The sequence below is a fragment of the Paraburkholderia panacisoli genome (assembly GCF_008369935.1).
In the GTDB taxonomy this organism is placed as follows: Bacteria; Pseudomonadota; Gammaproteobacteria; order Burkholderiales; family Burkholderiaceae; genus Paraburkholderia; species Paraburkholderia panacisoli.
Genome location: NZ_VTUZ01000029.1, coordinates 20,609 through 34,948 on the forward strand (window position 1 = coordinate 20,609; position 14,340 = coordinate 34,948).

Genomic DNA, 14,340 nt, shown 5'->3' on the forward strand with positions numbered 1-14,340 from the left:
GCCAATCAACCGGATCTCAATCGATGAAATTCCTGCGTTCACTGATCACGCTGACCATCGGTGCAGCCGCCTTCGCCTGCGCCGCCACCGCCTACGCCGAGGACATCAACCTCGGCATCATTTCGACCGATTCGTCGTCGGTGCTGAAACAGCGCTGGCAACCGCTGATCGACGACATGAACAAAGAGACCGGCCTGAACGTCAAGGCGTTCTTCGCGACCGACTACGCCGGCATTATCGAAGGGATGCGCTTCAACAAGGTTCAGGTCGGCTATTTCGGCAATGCGTCCGCAATCGAAGCGGTAGATCGTTCGGATGGCGAAGTATTCGCGAAGATCCAGTATGCGAACGGCGACGCGGGTTACTACTCGGTGCTGATCACCAACGTGAACAGCCGCTTCAAGACGCTCGACGACGTGTTCAAGAACACGAAAGACGTGACGCTCGGCTTCGGCGATCCGAATTCGACGTCGGGCACGCTGATTCCCGGCTACTACCTGTTCGCGAAGCACAACACGCCGGTGAACACGGCGTTCAAGACCGTGCTGCCGTCGAGTCACGAAGCGAATCTGCTGGCCGTCGTGAACAACAAGATCGACATTGCGACCAACAACACCGAAATGCTCGACACGCTGAAAAAGCAGCATCCGGACAAGTTCGCGCAAGTGCGTGTGCTGTGGACCTCGCCGCTGATTCCGTCGGACCCGCTGGTGTGGCGCAAGGATCTGCCCGAAGCGACCAAGGACAAGCTGCGTAAATTCTTCCTGAACTACGCGAAGACCGATCCGCACGAGAAGGCGGTAATGGCGGCGATCACCGGCTACAGCGGCTTCGCCGCATCGTCGGATGCGCAGTTGCTGCCGATTCGCCAGGTCGCGCTGTTCCAGCAGAAGCAGAAGATCGAGAGCGACGCGCATCTTTCCGCTGACGACCGCAAGACCCAGCTGGCCGCGCTCGACGCGAAGCTGAGCGCGCTCAACGCCACGCAAGCGAAGCAATGAATAGCGCCGACCTGATCGCGCCGCCCAAGCGCGCGAGCGAAGCGGCCGCCAACCAGACGGGCCCGCGTTCAGCACCGGCGGCAGGGCAAGCCGGGGCCGCGGCGGGCAAACGCAGCTGGTGGTCGCTGCTCGGCTGGATTGCGGTGCTGGCGGTGCTGGGCGGCACATGGCATGGCGCCGACATGCGTCCGATGGATCTGCTGAGCGACTCCGGCAACATGGGTCAGTTCGCGAAAGACTTCTTCCCGCCTGACTTCACTGAGTGGCGCAGCTATCTGCACGAGATGGCGGTGACGCTGTCGGTGGCGGTGTGGGGCACGGCGCTGTCGCTCGTGTGCGCGGTGCCGTGCGGACTGATGTCGGCGCACAACATGGCGCCGATGTGGATCGTGCAGCCGATGCGCCGCGTCATGGACGCCTGCCGCGCGATCAACGAAATGGTCTTCGCGATGCTGTTCATTGTCGCGGTCGGGCTCGGTCCGTTCGCCGGCGTGCTGGCGCTGTGGGTGCACACGACTGGCGTGCTCGCCAAGCTCTTCGCCGAAGCGGTCGAGGCCATCGATCCGCGTCCGGCCGAAGGCGTGCGCGCCACCGGCGCAAGCCCCCTCGACGAAATCGTCTATGCGGTGCTGCCGCAAGTGCTGCCGCTGTGGATCTCCTATGCGTTGTATCGCTTCGAATCCAACGTGCGCTCGGCGATGGTGGTCGGCATGGTGGGCGCGGGCGGGATCGGCGTGGTGCTGTACGAGGCGATCCGCTCGTTCGACTACGCGCAGACCGCGGCGGTCATGATCATGGTGGTGGTCGTGGTGACGGTGATCGACCTGGCGTCCGCGTGGTTGCGCGAGCGCGTGACCTGAGCCTGAGGCGCGCTGGGGTTGGCGGCTCGGTCAAGGGCGGTGGCGAAGCACGGCGTTGCGTCGCCACCGCCGTCAATCGAAACCGCGCGCCAGCGTCACGTCAACGCCTCCATCAGCCCCATCATCTCAACCTCACCATCGCCATAAATCACCGCTTTTCTCCACATAAAGCCCCTTCGCTTTAGTCGTCCACTCCTCCATTCCGGCGTTCTGCTGGAATAATCACGGGCTTGCGGCCCGCCCCCCCCGGCCTTTCCCCCTCCTCTTGCTGGTAGTCGATGGAAACCTTTGTCGTCCTGCTGGTGCTGCTCTCCGCACTGCTGCACGCCACCTGGAACGCGTTTCTGCATCTTTCCGAAGACCGCGTCTGGCTGCTCGGCATGATGGCGATTCCGTATATCGCCGTCAGCGCGGTCGGCGTGCTGGTGCTGCCCATGCCCGCGCCCGCGGCCTGGCCGTACATTTTCGCGTCGGTGGTGCTGGAGTTCGGCTACCTGGTCGCGCTGATCCGCGCATATAAAAGCGGCGACTTCGGCCAGATCTATCCGATTGCCCGCGGTCTTTCGCCGATGCTCGTGTTCGCCGGCGCGCTGGTGTTCGCAGGCGAAGCGCTCAAGCCGCTGGCGGCGCTCGGCGTCGCGCTGGTGTCGCTCGGTATCGTGTCGCTCGCGTTTCGGCGCGGCATGCGCTTTTCCGGCGAGAGCGTGCCGTTTGCGCTATTGACCGGCCTGTTCATCTCCGCGTATTCGGTGGTGGACGGGATCGGCGCGCGCGTCGCGGGCAGTGGACTGAGCTACATCATGTGGGTCTATCTGATCTGGAACATCCCGCAGTTTCTGCTCGCCTGGCATTGGCGCGGCGGCGCCAAGGGGCTGTTCATCGGCCGCACGGTGGTGTGCAAGGGCATCGCGTCGGGCGTGCTCGCGCTCGGCGCCTATTGCCTGATCATCGAGGCCTACCGGTATCTGCCGATCGCGATGGTCTCGGCGCTGCGTGAGCTGAGTTCGATCTTCGCCGTGTTGATCGGCTGGCTGTTCATGCGCGAGAAACTCACACCGCGACGCATCGTGGCGTGCGCACTCGTGACGCTGGGCGCTGTGCTGATCCGGATATAGCGCGTCGCGGCGCTGTGCTGGCAAGGGGGAAATTCTGGGGCATGGCGAAGTCGACTGAAGAGGCTACCCCGGAGGCCGCCCCGCCCCGCGCTCACGCAAATTGCGGCAATGTCGCGTCGATCGCATCGGAGAGCGTATTGAACGCCGGTGCGATCGCCTCGTCCGGCACGCACGCATAGCCGATCAACAAGCCCGACGGCGCCAGCGACGGCTGCGCGTAATACCCCGACAACGGCCGCACGATGATATTGCGCTCCAGCGCGGCGGCCGCCACCAGACGGTCGTCGCTGCCTTCGGGCAACTGCATCACCAGATGCAGGCCGGCGTCGCCGCCCACCGCCGGCAGCGCATCGCCGTAACGTTGCGACGCGGCGTCGAGCAAGGTCTGCCGGCGCTGCCCGTAAAGCGTGCGCATTTTGCGGATATGCGACGTGAAGTGCCCCTCGGCGATGAACTCGGCGAGCATCGCCTGTTGCAGCAGTTGGCCTTCGCGATACAACTCGGCGCTCGCGGTGGCGAAGCTCTCCGCCAGTGCTTCCGGCACGACCAGATAGCCGATGCGCAGCCCCGGAAACAGCGTCTTGCCGAAGCTGCCCACGTAAATCACCTGGCCCGACGTATCCAGCCCTTGCAGCGACGCCAGCGGCCGGCTGCCGTAGCGGAATTCGCTGTCGTAGTCGTCCTCGATGATCCAGCACTGGTGCTGACGCGCGTACTCGAGCAACATGCGGCGCCGCGCGAGGCTCATCACCATGCCGAGCGGATACTGATGCGACGGCGTGACGAGCATCAGCTTGGGCGGCTGCGCGAGATCATCGGGCGAGGGGTTGATGCCTTCGGCGTCGACGGCAATCGGCCGCGATTGCAGGCCGGACACGTGCAGCACGCTGCGCACGCCCCAATAACAGGGGTCTTCGGTCCAGATCACATCGCCCGGATCGGATAGCAGACGCACGGCAAGGTCGACCGACTGGTGAATCCCGGTCGTGACGATGATCTGCTCAGGCGTGCAGCGCACCGAGCGCGAGGTGCGCAGGTAGTCGGCCAGCGCGTGGCGCAACGCGGCGAGCCCGCCGCCCGGCGCATACGTGAGCAGGTCCGGGCGCAACCGCCGCCAATACTTGTTGTGCAGGCGGCTCCACACGCGCGCCGGAAACTTCGTGACGTCCGGCACGCCCGGCATGAACGCACCCCATTGACGCTTCGACACGCCCGCACCGGCGATCAACCGCGCGCCGCGCGTGGAGAGCGCGCGCGCCGCCTGCTGCGGTAATGGCGATGATGATGACGGTGACGCCGCCGCTTGCGCCGCCCCTGCGTTGCGCGTGCGCGCCGCATCGGCTGCTTCGGCATCCGGCGCGCCGACAATCTCGTCGGGAGCGCTGTCGGCGACGAACGTGCCGCGCCCGGTCGCCGAACTCACGTAGCCTTCGAGCACCAGCTGCTCGTACACCTGCGTGACGGTATTGCGCCCGATCCCCAACTCCTGCGCGAGCAGGCGCGACGACGGCACCTTGCTGCCCGCGGGCAATTCGCGCGACAGGATCGCCTGCTGCAACAGCCGATGCAGCTGGCGATAGATCGGCTGGCCGTTGCCCCGGTCGAGACGCTGCGCCAGCCAGTCGGACAATACGCTCGCGCGCATGATTGGCTCCTACATTTTTACCAAAATGGCTCTAAAATTAAGAGCCAAATCTCATTATAGTCGCTGCATGTGCCGCGCCGTGGGCGCGGCGTCCGTCAAAAAATCAGGAGCGAAGGCCATGTCGATGAAAAATGCCGAACTGCAGAGCCGCAAGAACGCCGCCACGCCGCGCGGCGTCGGGGTGATGTGCGATTTCTACGCAGAGCGCGCCGAGAACGCGGAGCTGTGGGACATCGAAGGCCGCCGTTTCATCGACTTCGCCGCGGGCATCGCGGTGTGCAATACGGGGCATCGCCATCCGAAGATCGTGGCCGCGATTCGCGACCAGCTCGATCATTTCACCCACACCGCGTATCAGATCGTGCCGTACGCGTCGTACGTCGAGTTGGCCGAGAAGATCAACCAGCGTGCGCCGGGCGACTATCCGAAGAAGACCGCGTTCTTCACGACCGGCGCCGAAGCCGTCGAAAACGCGATCAAGATTGCGCGCGCCGCCACCGGCCGGCCGGGCGTGATCGCGTTCACCGGCGCATTCCACGGCCGCACGCTGATGGGCATGGCGCTGACCGGCAAGGTCGCGCCGTACAAGACCGGCTTCGGCCCGTTCCCGTCGGACGTGTTCCATGCGCCGTTCCCGAATCCGCTGCACGGCGTAAGCACCGCCGATTCGCTGAAGGCGATCGAATTCCTGTTCAAGGCCGACATCGATCCGAAGCGCGTGGCCGCGATCATTTTCGAACCGGTGCAAGGCGAAGGCGGCTTCTATCCGGCGCCGGCCGAGTTCGTGCGCGGGTTGCGCAAGCTGTGCGACGAGCACGGCATCCTGCTGATCGCCGATGAAGTGCAGACGGGCTTCGCGCGCACCGGCAAACTGTTCGCGATGCATCACTACGACGTGGCGCCCGACCTGATGACGATGGCCAAGAGCCTCGCGGGCGGCATGCCGCTGTCGGGGGTGGTCGGCCGCGCCGACGTCATGGATGCCGCCGCGCCGGGCGGCCTCGGAGGCACCTACGCCGGCAATCCGCTCGCGCTCGCCGCCGCCCATGCGGTGCTCGACATCATCGATGAAGAAGGGCTTTGCGAGCGCGCCACCGTGCTCGGCGAGCGCGTCAAGGCGAAGCTGTCCGCGCTGCGACGCGACGTGCCGCAGATCGCGGACGTGCGCGGCCCGGGCGGGATGGTGGCGGTCGAGTTCTGCAAGCCGGGCGGCACGCAAGCCGACGCGGAATTCACGAAGCGCGTGCAGGCGCGCGCCCTCGAACGCGGCTTGCTGCTGCTGGTGTGCGGCGTCTATTCGAACGTGGTGCGCTTCCTGTTCCCGCTGACGATTCAGGACACCGTGTTCGACGAAGCGATGGCGATTCTCGAAGACGTGTTGAAGGAAAGCGTCGCGGTGTCGGTTTAAGGCCTACGCCTTCGCCACCGCCCCACGCGCCGCATGCCTGACCGCTTGCGGCGCGCGCGGGAACGCATGAGCGCATGACCGGATTCGACGACCTCACGGCAAAAACCTGATGACCTCACTGACCCTGAAAGACCCGACCCTTCTGCAAACGCGCGCGTATATCGCGGGCGAATGGCAAGGCGCCGATCACGGCGCGACGTTCCAAGTCACCAACCCGGCCACCGGCGCAAGCATCGCGACGGTGCCGCTGATGGGCGCGGCGGAAACCCGTCGCGCGATCGACGCCGCCAACGCCGCATGGCCCGCCTGGCGAGCCCTCACCGCCAAACAACGCGCGACGATCCTGCGCAAATGGCACGACCTGATGCTGGACAACGCCGACGATCTCGCGCTGATCCTGACCACCGAACAAGGCAAGCCGCTCGCCGAAGCCAAAGGCGAGATCCAGTACGCCGCATCGTTCCTCGAATGGTTCGCGGAAGAAGGCAAACGCGTGAACGGCGACACCATTCCCACGCCCGCCAGCGACAAGCGCATTGTCGTGACCAAGGAACCGGTCGGCGTCTGCGCGGCCATCACGCCGTGGAACTTTCCCGCCGCGATGATCACCCGCAAGGTCGGCCCGGCGCTGGCGGCGGGCTGTCCGATCATCGTCAAACCGGCTGAGGCCACGCCGCTTTCCGCACTCGCGCTCGCCGTGCTGGCCGAACGCGCGGGCGTGCCGCGCGGCGTGTTCAACGTCGTGACCGGCGAGCCGAAAGCGATCGGCGCGGAACTGACCGGCAATCCGGTCGTGCGCAAGCTGTCGTTCACCGGCTCGACGCCGGTCGGCCGTCTGCTGATGGCGCAGTGCGCGCCGACGGTCAAGAAGGTCTCGCTCGAACTGGGCGGCAACGCGCCGTTCATCGTGTTCGACGACGCCGATCTGGACGCCGCGGTGGCCGGCGCGATCGCCTCGAAGTATCGCAACAGCGGTCAGACCTGCGTGTGCACGAACCGCTTCTATGTGCACGATAAGGTCTACGACGCGTTCGCTGAAAAATTGCGCGTCGCGGTCGAGCAGTTGAAGGTGGGCCTCGGCACCGAAGACGGCGTCACGCAAGGTCCGCTGATCAACGAAGCCGCGGTGCTCAAGGTCGAGTCGCATATCGAAGACGCGCTCGCGCAAGGCGCGCGCATCGTCACCGGGGGCCGGCGTCATGCGCTCGGCCACGGCTTCTTCGAGCCGACCGTGCTCACCGGTGTCACGCCGGCCATGAAGGTTTCGCGCGACGAGACCTTCGGCCCCCTCGCGGCGCTCGTGCGCTTCTCGTCGGACGACGAAGTGATCCGCCTCGCCAACGACACCGAGTTCGGCCTCGCGTCGTACTTCTACAGCCGCGATATCGGCCGCGTGTGGCGCGTCGCGGAAGCGCTCGAATACGGGATGGTCGGTATCAACACCGGACTGATCTCGAACGAAGTCGCGCCGTTCGGCGGCGTCAAGCAATCGGGCCTGGGCCGCGAAGGCTCGCACTACGGCATCGACGATTATGTGGTGATCAAGTATCTGTGCGTCGGCGGGATCTGAGCCTTTGCTGTAAAGGCCCGAATTCAGGACTTACGCCGGAAGCTACGCCGATGGAAGTCCTGCTGCGCACAGTCTTGGCGAAATGCCCGTATCGCGCTGATGCACGGGCCAGGTTGCTCGACGCCATCTACGGTGTGATCTGACATTCGCGGAAGCCGGGGTGTGAATGTCGGGAAAGCCAGCAGGAGTTGCCCCACAAACCTGATGCCCGAATGTCTATAAAGGCCAGGATGCTTCCACAAAGCAGCCGACAGGTTTCGGAGGACGGAGCCGCCGTTCGAATGACGGATGTGTGAGATGAGCGCGGCAACCATTGGCCGAACTCTGCCGGGTCATGGACCGATGTCTTGAGCCGCCGCGCCATCCGGCGACTCAGGCGTATCGTCAATTCACGCTGAATGGCGACAGCACCATCATCTTCGTCGCACTGGCCCCGGTCGCGGTCGCGGTCGACGCAGGCGGCGTCCAGCGATACACCACAAGGCTCGAGTCGTTGTAGTTGTCTTTCGTCACCTCATATTCGCCGGTCGAACGCCGATACGCCCGAAGTCCATACATCGAGTCCACGTCGTTGCCCACGTCGACCTTGTTCGGATTGCTATTGACGAGCGTGGTGTCGAGCCGTCCGGTCGTGAGGTTGAAGGCATCGATATTCGGCACGGTATGCACGTAGCCCACAAACAGGTAATTGCCGGCGGCCACGATCGACTTGGGATTCGCGCTAGTGAGATTGATCACCGGGTTCGGCGTGCTCCTGTTGCCCGCCAGCCAGCCGTGATACACCTCGACACGCGATCCGACCGCGGTCCAGTCCGTGCTGCCCGTTGTCCCTTGCGTGAGAATCATCGTGTCGCTTTCCGGCAGGTAGATGATCCGCGTCAGTTGCGAGATGGTGGGCGGGATCGGCATCGTGATCGCGGCACCCCAGACCGGTTTGCCGCTCGCATCGAAACCGGTCAGCGGATAGTGAGAAATGACGTTGGTCTTGTCGAGACCCGCCCAGATATCGCCCTTGCTATCCAGGCAGAAACCATTGCGGACCCTCGCCGTCGTACCGAAGGACGTTCCCGGCAACGTGCTATCGGGAATCGCAATGTAACCGCTCGCCGGGTTGAAGTGGAAAAAGTAGAAGGTGTCGGGGTTCTGGCTCGCAGCGACGAGTATCCGGTGGCCGCCCACGCTGGCGAGCTGAGCGAAATGTTCGCCGCGTTCGTGGTCGGCGAGATTGATCCGCGGATCGGACGGATAGGTGATCGGATCGATTGTGTTGGCTATGAAGGTGCCTCCCACGGTGCCCGAATAGATGTTCGTCCCGCCGTAGAAGATCGCCCCGTCGGTGGCTGGATCCGGTGCCGCATTGCCCTCGAAGTTCACCGACTGGAGTTGCCAGCGCAGTACCCCGCTCCCGTCGTACGCGTGGATGTCGGTGCCGCCGTTGCGGCCGAGGTCCCATGACCCGCCCCATGGGTTGTTCAGGACATAGAGGTTGCGCGCGGAATCCCTGCCGATGCCGGTGACGCGCGTAAAGCGCCGGTCGCCCACCTGCCCCTTGATACCAGTGACCGTATTGAGGAAGCCGCCCTGAACACCAAACGTACCCGCGACATAAGGTGCGCCGGACACGTCATAGATCTTGATGTTCATGTCCGGACCCTCGTCGCCGATCCATAACTGCCCGCTGAACGAATCAAAATACAGCGAAGAAGGTTGCGCTTTGTCCGGCAACTGGATGGTGTTTCGCAGCTCACCGGTCGGGCTGAACTGGATGACAGCGCCCACGCTTTGTTGCGCGACCCAGATGTCGCCGCCCGCGTCCACCGCGAGCGCGCCCGGCCCTGCCACGCTGATATCGCGCAGCCAGACACCGGACGTCGTGAACACGCGCACGCGGTTACCTGGGAAATCACTTGCGTAGAGCAGCGAGCCGGACGTCGCGAGCCCGGTGACGACATCCGCGAGGCGTTCGGTGGTCGTCGCGCTTACCGTGATGAGCAGGTCGCGCGTGCGGCTGGTCCGGTTGTATCGGCCAACCTTGCCGCTTCCATATGTGTCGTTGAACTGTAACGCAGCGAACAGCGAGGTCGAGTTGCCCGTGATAGCGCCCCCCTGAAACTCGTCGTGCGCCCCGATCGAACCCATGTTCTGTCCGTTCTGATAGATCGCGATCCCGCCTTCGCCTTCGTCCCACATCGACGCGGTATAAATCACGCCTTCGGATGCCACCCACATCGAGCGGGCCACGTTGCCCACGCGAGTCGTGTCCGTGCCATGCGTGTTCGCCACCCAGCCGGTGGAGTATTGGGCTTCGCAAACGGACGCAGCCGCTGCGCTGAGCATGACCGCGACGAACGCGGTACAAATTCCTTTGAATAACATAAGGGGTGTTTCTTCGATCGCACGCCGTGCAAAACAGGCGTCCATAGTGCGGTGCTGCCAACCCTGGCAAACTTGCAGTCCGAGCCCTCACGATCCGAACCCGTGCGTCGCGAAGCGTGCGACGTGACACGTCGAATTGGTGTGGAGATGTCGTCCGGGCTAACGGCGGTGCGCCGCGCGAATTGAGCGATTTTTCTACGTGACGTGATTTCGTCAGATTACAATTGACTTCGTTTGCCATCGTCAGGATGTACCCATGGTGCGTCGTGCGGATCATGAGACGCACACGCAGGCTCATCCGATGGTGCCCGATCCGGCAAATGATCAACAGGGCATGGGAAGCGCCGCCGCGGCGCAAAGGATGAACATGCAGATTCCAGCGATGGTTCCAGCGCAAACCGCGCTAGTGGTCATGCACTATCAGACGGACATCCTCGAGTTATTTCCATCCGTCGCGCCCACTTTGCTCGCCAATACCCGCAAGCTGTGTGACGCTGCGCGGGCCAAAAGTGTCAGCGTCTATTTCGCCAAGATCCACTTCAGTGCAGGTTATCCGGAAGTCAGTCCGTTGAACAGGAACGGACAGGGAATCAAGCAACTCGGTCTTTTCGTCGACGACAGGATCGCGCCGGAACTCAGCCGGCAGGCCACTGAACCGCTCATCATCGCGCATCGTGCCAGCGTGTTCTTTGGTACCGACCTGCAGGCGCGACTTTCCGCGCGGGGTATCGATACGCTGCTCATGGTGGGCATAGCGTCGACCGGTGTCGTGCTGTCGTCGGTTGCGTACGCGAGCGATGCGGACTTCCGCCTGTTCACGGTCAAGGATTGCTGCTACGACCCGGATCAGGTCGTGCACGATCATCTTTTTTCAACGGCATTCGATTCGCGCACAACGGTGCTCTCGCTCGCTGATGCCTTGTTGTTGCTTGCATAGCAGAGGCGGCCATTTTGACAGCTTTCGGCGCATAGCAGCCGCTCCACTGCGCGCCGCGCGAGTTGATCATTGACGGCCTCACAATGCCAAAGCAACAGGATCGACCGAAGCATCTGAAATCCTTAGTCTCCGCCAGAATAACGATGGAAGAATTCGTTAGTGGTCTCGATTGAAAGCCCATTCGACAATGCGAGATTCGGCCAGGCGCTATCGCGCCTTCCTTGCTGGCCGCTCCCGCATTCGAAAAGACCATGAGATCCAATCCCCCGCGCCAGCTGCATCTGAACGTCAACATCCTTCACTCGGGTTTTGTCCCGTCAGCATGGCGCACCCCGCATGCCGATCCGAGCGCTTTCGTCGATATCGCCCACTACGTTCGCGTTGCGCAAATCGCCGAGGCGGCAAAGTTCGACGCCGTGTTTCTCGCGGACAACGCGTCGATCGCCGATCAGATCGACTTCCGCCCGATCACCGCGCTGGAACCGACCGTGTTGCTAGCCGGCATTGCGTCGGCTACGACGCATATCGGCGTGATCGGCACGGCATCGACGAGTTACAACGAGCCGTACAACATCGCGCGGCGCTTCGCCACGCTCGATCATCTCAGCGCGGGACGCGCCGGCTGGAACATCGTGACGACCGCCGATCTCGGCTCGGCGCGCAATTTCGGCCGCGACGCGGTGCCGAATCACGCCGAACGCTACGAGCGCGCGGCCGAATTCACAGAAGTGGTCAAAGCGCTTTGGGATAGCTGGGAAGACGACGCTTTCATCGGCGACAAGGCGAGCGGTCGTTTCGTCGATCCGGCGAAGGTGCATCGCATCGACTATCGCGGCAAATACTTCGACGTGGACGGTCCCTTCAATCTGCCGCGCAGCGCCCAGGGTCATCCCGTGCTGATCCAGGCCGGCGGCTCCGCCGACGGTCGCGAGCTGGCTTCGCGGCACGCGGAAGCCGTGTTCTCCGCATCGCAATCGTTCGACGAGGCGGCAGCCTACGCGCGCGAACTCAAATCACGCGCGGCGGCGTTGGGCCGCGGCGACGATGCGATCCGTGTGCTGCCCGGTCTCACCACGATTATCGGCGCGACCGAGAGCGAGGCGTTGCGCCGTCGTGATGAACTGGTCGATCTGATTCCGTGGACCTACAGCCTCACGCGGCTAGCGGGCACACTGGGCGTGAGCGTCGACCGCCTGAAACTGGACGAGCGTCTTCCGGACGATCTCTCTTTGCCCGCCGGCGGCAATGGCAATCACACGTTCTTCAACGCAACGCTCGCGCAAGCGCGAACGAACGGATACACGGCCCGTCAACTGATCCGCGCGCTGGCGGGCGGCGGTGGGCACCGCGTCATCGTCGGCACGCCGGAACAGATCGCCGACGATATCGAACACTGGTTCAAGGGCGGCGCCGCCGACGGCTTCAACCTGATGCCGGACGTTTTGCCGGACGGCTTGCAGGACTTCGCCGATGGCGTGGTCCCGCTTCTGCAAAAGCGCGGCATCTTTCGCACCGGCTACGAAGGGCGCACGCTGCGCGAACACTTCGGATTGCAACGGCCGGTGAGCCGCCATCTCACGACACGGGAAACGGAAACGACCGTGTGAACGGCGGGCTGCAACTCAATATGAACCCGGGCGAACGCGGTGGGCGTCACAGCGACAGCAAAGCCGCCATCAGTTCACGCGTAGAGACATCGCGCGGAGCGCCGAAAAAACGCGTTCGGTTACGACGCGCGATGCGGCTGAGGCTGCGAATCGAAGCAGGCCCGCTCTGTGGTCACGTCCCTCGCGAGTGCGCCGCCGGTCGTGGTTTTCGACGTCCGCGCCGGCAGTTCGGTTTGCGCCGCAACGATCTTGTCACCGCCGCTCAGAATCGAAACGGAGGTCAGCGCCACGAGCCCGGCAAAGGAAAAATGGAGTTCCTTCATCTAACGGCCGACCTCGGCGAGCACAGCCTGGGCGGACCTTGCGGCTGCGCGTTGCGACGGCACGCCAGCGGCGATGCCCTGCCCTTCGGCGTGCGGCAGGCTGAAGCGTTCTTCTGACGGCGTCCCGTTCAGGTAGTAACGCCCGATCGACGCCTCCCTTTGCGCGGCCGGATTGTGCGACGCGATGGTTCGGGCGTTGCGCCAATGCCGGTCGAAGCGCCGCGTTTCGCTCGTGGCCGAGGCGCCGCACACTTCGAACAGCAACGTCGCCGCTTCGAGTGTCTGCTCGATCACGATCTGCTGCGCCTGATACGCTTCGATATCGACCGCGATGTAATCGTCGGCGGTCGAGATTCCCAGCTCGCGCTTCCGATGCACCGCTTCGAGCGAATGGGCGAGCGAATCGACGATGCTGCGCGTCGAGTAGCGAAGACTCGCAAGCCGGCCGACCACGCGCTGCACCAACGGGTTATCGCGCGGACTCGATTGTCCGGCGACTCCGAAGGTGCGCGTACGGCCTTGCGTGAACGCCACGCTGTCGTGCACGATCGCCTCGACGATTCCGGCGAGCGTCGCGAGATGCACAGCCTGGAAGTACGCGGTGAGGAACGAATTGCGGCGCGGCTCGGAAGCCCGGTAGCGCGACAACACCCACTCCTCGGCCACCGCGACGGCGTCCAAACGCGTCGTGCCGCTCGCCGTCAGACGCTGGCCGAAGCCATCCCAGTCGTCGATGCGGGTGACGCCCGGCGCCGTCGCGGGAATCACCACGTTGATGTCGGTGTCGTCGTCGTGCGCGGCCACGCTGATCCAGTCGGCGTACAGCGTGCCGGTGCTGTAGTACTTCTCGCCGTTCAGGCGCAGAACGCCGCTCGCGGCGTCGCGCGTCAAGGTCACTGAATTGTGTGTCGAGCCCGTGCGCTCGGACGTTGCCGCACCCACGGTCTCGCCGTTCGCGACGCGCTCGAGCCAAACGCGGCGTTGGGTTTCGTCCGTGCTTTCCAGGCGGTACTCGATGAAACCGAAATGCGCGCGCAGGATCTGCGGCAGATTCGAATCAGCCGCGCCGAGTCGGCTCAATTGACGAAAGAACTGTGGCAGCGTAATGCCCGCGCCGCCATATGCGCGCGGCACGCGCAGCGCAGTGAAGCCGGACTCCTTGAGCCATTTCACCGCGTCGTGCGCGAGTTCGCGATTCTGTTCGCGTTCGATACTGTCGTCCGCGATGCGTTCGAAGATCGGCGCGTAACGCTCGTCGAGTTGCGCGTCAGTCAAAATATGCCCGGTCATAGGTACGGCATCCTGAAGAGATAATCGTCGAGAATATGTTTCACCTGCCGCGCGAAGCAACGAAGCAAAGTTGCTTTGTATATCTCGACGCGTATGCGGAGAATTCGAAAGCCAGCGGGCTCGCCGCTCGGAACTGCAACTGCGTACAGATGGTGTGCGGCATTCGTCGATTGTCTCGCACGCGATCACACCTTAGCCCTGTGCAGCC

At 63.8% G+C, this 14,340-nt stretch carries 11 protein-coding genes; 7 read left to right on the top strand and 4 right to left on the bottom strand.

Annotated elements, in window-relative coordinates; all coding sequences use genetic code 11:
- Positions 1-23: 23 nt before the first annotated feature.
- The 3 genes from phnD to FVF58_RS32870 all read left to right on the top strand — a co-directional run bounded on the left by phnD (position 24) and on the right by FVF58_RS32870 (position 2,976).
- Positions 24-1,001, top strand: coding sequence for a phosphonate ABC transporter substrate-binding protein (gene phnD / locus FVF58_RS32860; protein WP_149673924.1), 978 nt, complete (start codon positions 24-26; stop codon positions 999-1,001).
- The gene (gene phnE / locus FVF58_RS32865) at positions 998-1,861 is read left to right on the top strand and encodes a phosphonate ABC transporter, permease protein PhnE (protein ID WP_149673925.1); all 864 of its coding nucleotides are present in this window, start codon (positions 998-1,000) and stop codon (positions 1,859-1,861) included. Before phnD ends, phnE begins: the two co-directional genes overlap by 4 nt.
- Positions 1,862-2,139: 278 nt before the next feature.
- Positions 2,140-2,976, top strand: coding sequence for a DMT family transporter (locus tag FVF58_RS32870; protein ID WP_149673926.1), 837 nt, complete (start codon positions 2,140-2,142; stop codon positions 2,974-2,976).
- Positions 2,977-3,067: 91 nt separating this feature from the next.
- Here the strand turns inward: FVF58_RS32870 and pdxR are convergent, their stop codons facing one another.
- Complete coding sequence (gene pdxR, locus FVF58_RS32875) at positions 3,068-4,621, bottom strand: MocR-like pyridoxine biosynthesis transcription factor PdxR (RefSeq protein ID WP_149673927.1); 1,554 nt, start codon at positions 4,619-4,621, stop codon at positions 3,068-3,070.
- Positions 4,622-4,745: 124 nt separating this feature from the next.
- Between pdxR and FVF58_RS32880 the strand changes: the two genes are divergently transcribed.
- Both FVF58_RS32880 and FVF58_RS32885 read left to right on the top strand, forming a co-directional pair.
- Positions 4,746-6,029, top strand: a complete 1,284-nt coding sequence (locus FVF58_RS32880; protein ID WP_188130991.1) for a 4-aminobutyrate--2-oxoglutarate transaminase — start codon at positions 4,746-4,748, stop codon at positions 6,027-6,029.
- A 109-nt stretch (positions 6,030-6,138) separates the two neighbouring features.
- Positions 6,139-7,599 (top strand): NAD-dependent succinate-semialdehyde dehydrogenase, encoded by a 1,461-nt coding sequence (locus tag FVF58_RS32885; protein ID WP_149673929.1) that lies wholly within the window; start codon positions 6,139-6,141, stop codon positions 7,597-7,599.
- Between the two features lie 384 nt (positions 7,600-7,983).
- On the opposite strand, the gene FVF58_RS32890 is transcribed toward FVF58_RS32885, so the two are convergent.
- A complete protein-coding gene (locus FVF58_RS32890) occupies positions 7,984-9,975 on the bottom strand; it encodes an SMP-30/gluconolactonase/LRE family protein (RefSeq protein ID WP_149673930.1) in 1,992 nt (663 codons plus the stop codon).
- A gap of 334 nt (positions 9,976-10,309) precedes the next feature.
- On the opposite strand from FVF58_RS32890, the gene FVF58_RS32895 reads away from it, so the two are divergent.
- Positions 10,310-10,912 carry a cysteine hydrolase family protein gene (locus FVF58_RS32895; RefSeq protein WP_149674012.1) on the top strand — a complete coding sequence of 201 codons (603 nt, stop codon included), beginning with the start codon at positions 10,310-10,312 and terminating at the stop codon, positions 10,910-10,912.
- A 251-nt stretch (positions 10,913-11,163) separates the two neighbouring features.
- The gene (locus FVF58_RS32900) at positions 11,164-12,519 is read left to right on the top strand and encodes an LLM class flavin-dependent oxidoreductase (protein WP_149673931.1); all 1,356 of its coding nucleotides are present in this window, start codon (positions 11,164-11,166) and stop codon (positions 12,517-12,519) included.
- Between the two features lie 119 nt (positions 12,520-12,638).
- Here FVF58_RS32900 and FVF58_RS32905 read toward each other — a convergent pair whose 3' ends face one another.
- Together FVF58_RS32905 and FVF58_RS32910 are read right to left on the bottom strand one after the other, a co-directional pair.
- On the bottom strand, positions 12,639-12,842 hold the full coding sequence (locus tag FVF58_RS32905; protein ID WP_149673932.1) for a hypothetical protein: 204 nt from the start codon (positions 12,840-12,842) through the stop codon (positions 12,639-12,641).
- The gene (locus tag FVF58_RS32910; RefSeq protein ID WP_149673933.1) at positions 12,843-14,132 is read right to left on the bottom strand and encodes an acyl-CoA dehydrogenase family protein; all 1,290 of its coding nucleotides are present in this window, start codon (positions 14,130-14,132) and stop codon (positions 12,843-12,845) included.
- Positions 14,133-14,340 lie beyond the last annotated feature (208 nt).

Bases quoted from the DNA above. Each gene is read 5' to 3' on its own strand.
- phnD (WP_149673924.1), top strand. From the start codon at position 24: ATGAAATTCCTGCGTTCACTGATCACGCTGACCATCGGTGCAGCCGCC.
- phnE (WP_149673925.1), top strand. From the start codon at position 998: ATGAATAGCGCCGACCTGATCGCGCCGCCCAAGCGCGCGAGCGAAGCG.
- FVF58_RS32870 (WP_149673926.1), top strand. From the start codon at position 2,140: ATGGAAACCTTTGTCGTCCTGCTGGTGCTGCTCTCCGCACTGCTGCAC.
- pdxR (WP_149673927.1), bottom strand. From the start codon at position 4,621: ATGCGCGCGAGCGTATTGTCCGACTGGCTGGCGCAGCGTCTCGACCGG.
- FVF58_RS32880 (WP_188130991.1), top strand. From the start codon at position 4,746: ATGAAAAATGCCGAACTGCAGAGCCGCAAGAACGCCGCCACGCCGCGC.
- FVF58_RS32885 (WP_149673929.1), top strand. From the start codon at position 6,139: ATGACCTCACTGACCCTGAAAGACCCGACCCTTCTGCAAACGCGCGCG.
- FVF58_RS32890 (WP_149673930.1), bottom strand. From the start codon at position 9,975: ATGTTATTCAAAGGAATTTGTACCGCGTTCGTCGCGGTCATGCTCAGC.
- FVF58_RS32895 (WP_149674012.1), top strand. From the start codon at position 10,310: ATGGGAAGCGCCGCCGCGGCGCAAAGGATGAACATGCAGATTCCAGCG.
- FVF58_RS32900 (WP_149673931.1), top strand. From the start codon at position 11,164: ATGAGATCCAATCCCCCGCGCCAGCTGCATCTGAACGTCAACATCCTT.
- FVF58_RS32905 (WP_149673932.1), bottom strand. From the start codon at position 12,842: ATGAAGGAACTCCATTTTTCCTTTGCCGGGCTCGTGGCGCTGACCTCC.
- FVF58_RS32910 (WP_149673933.1), bottom strand. From the start codon at position 14,132: ATGACCGGGCATATTTTGACTGACGCGCAACTCGACGAGCGTTACGCG.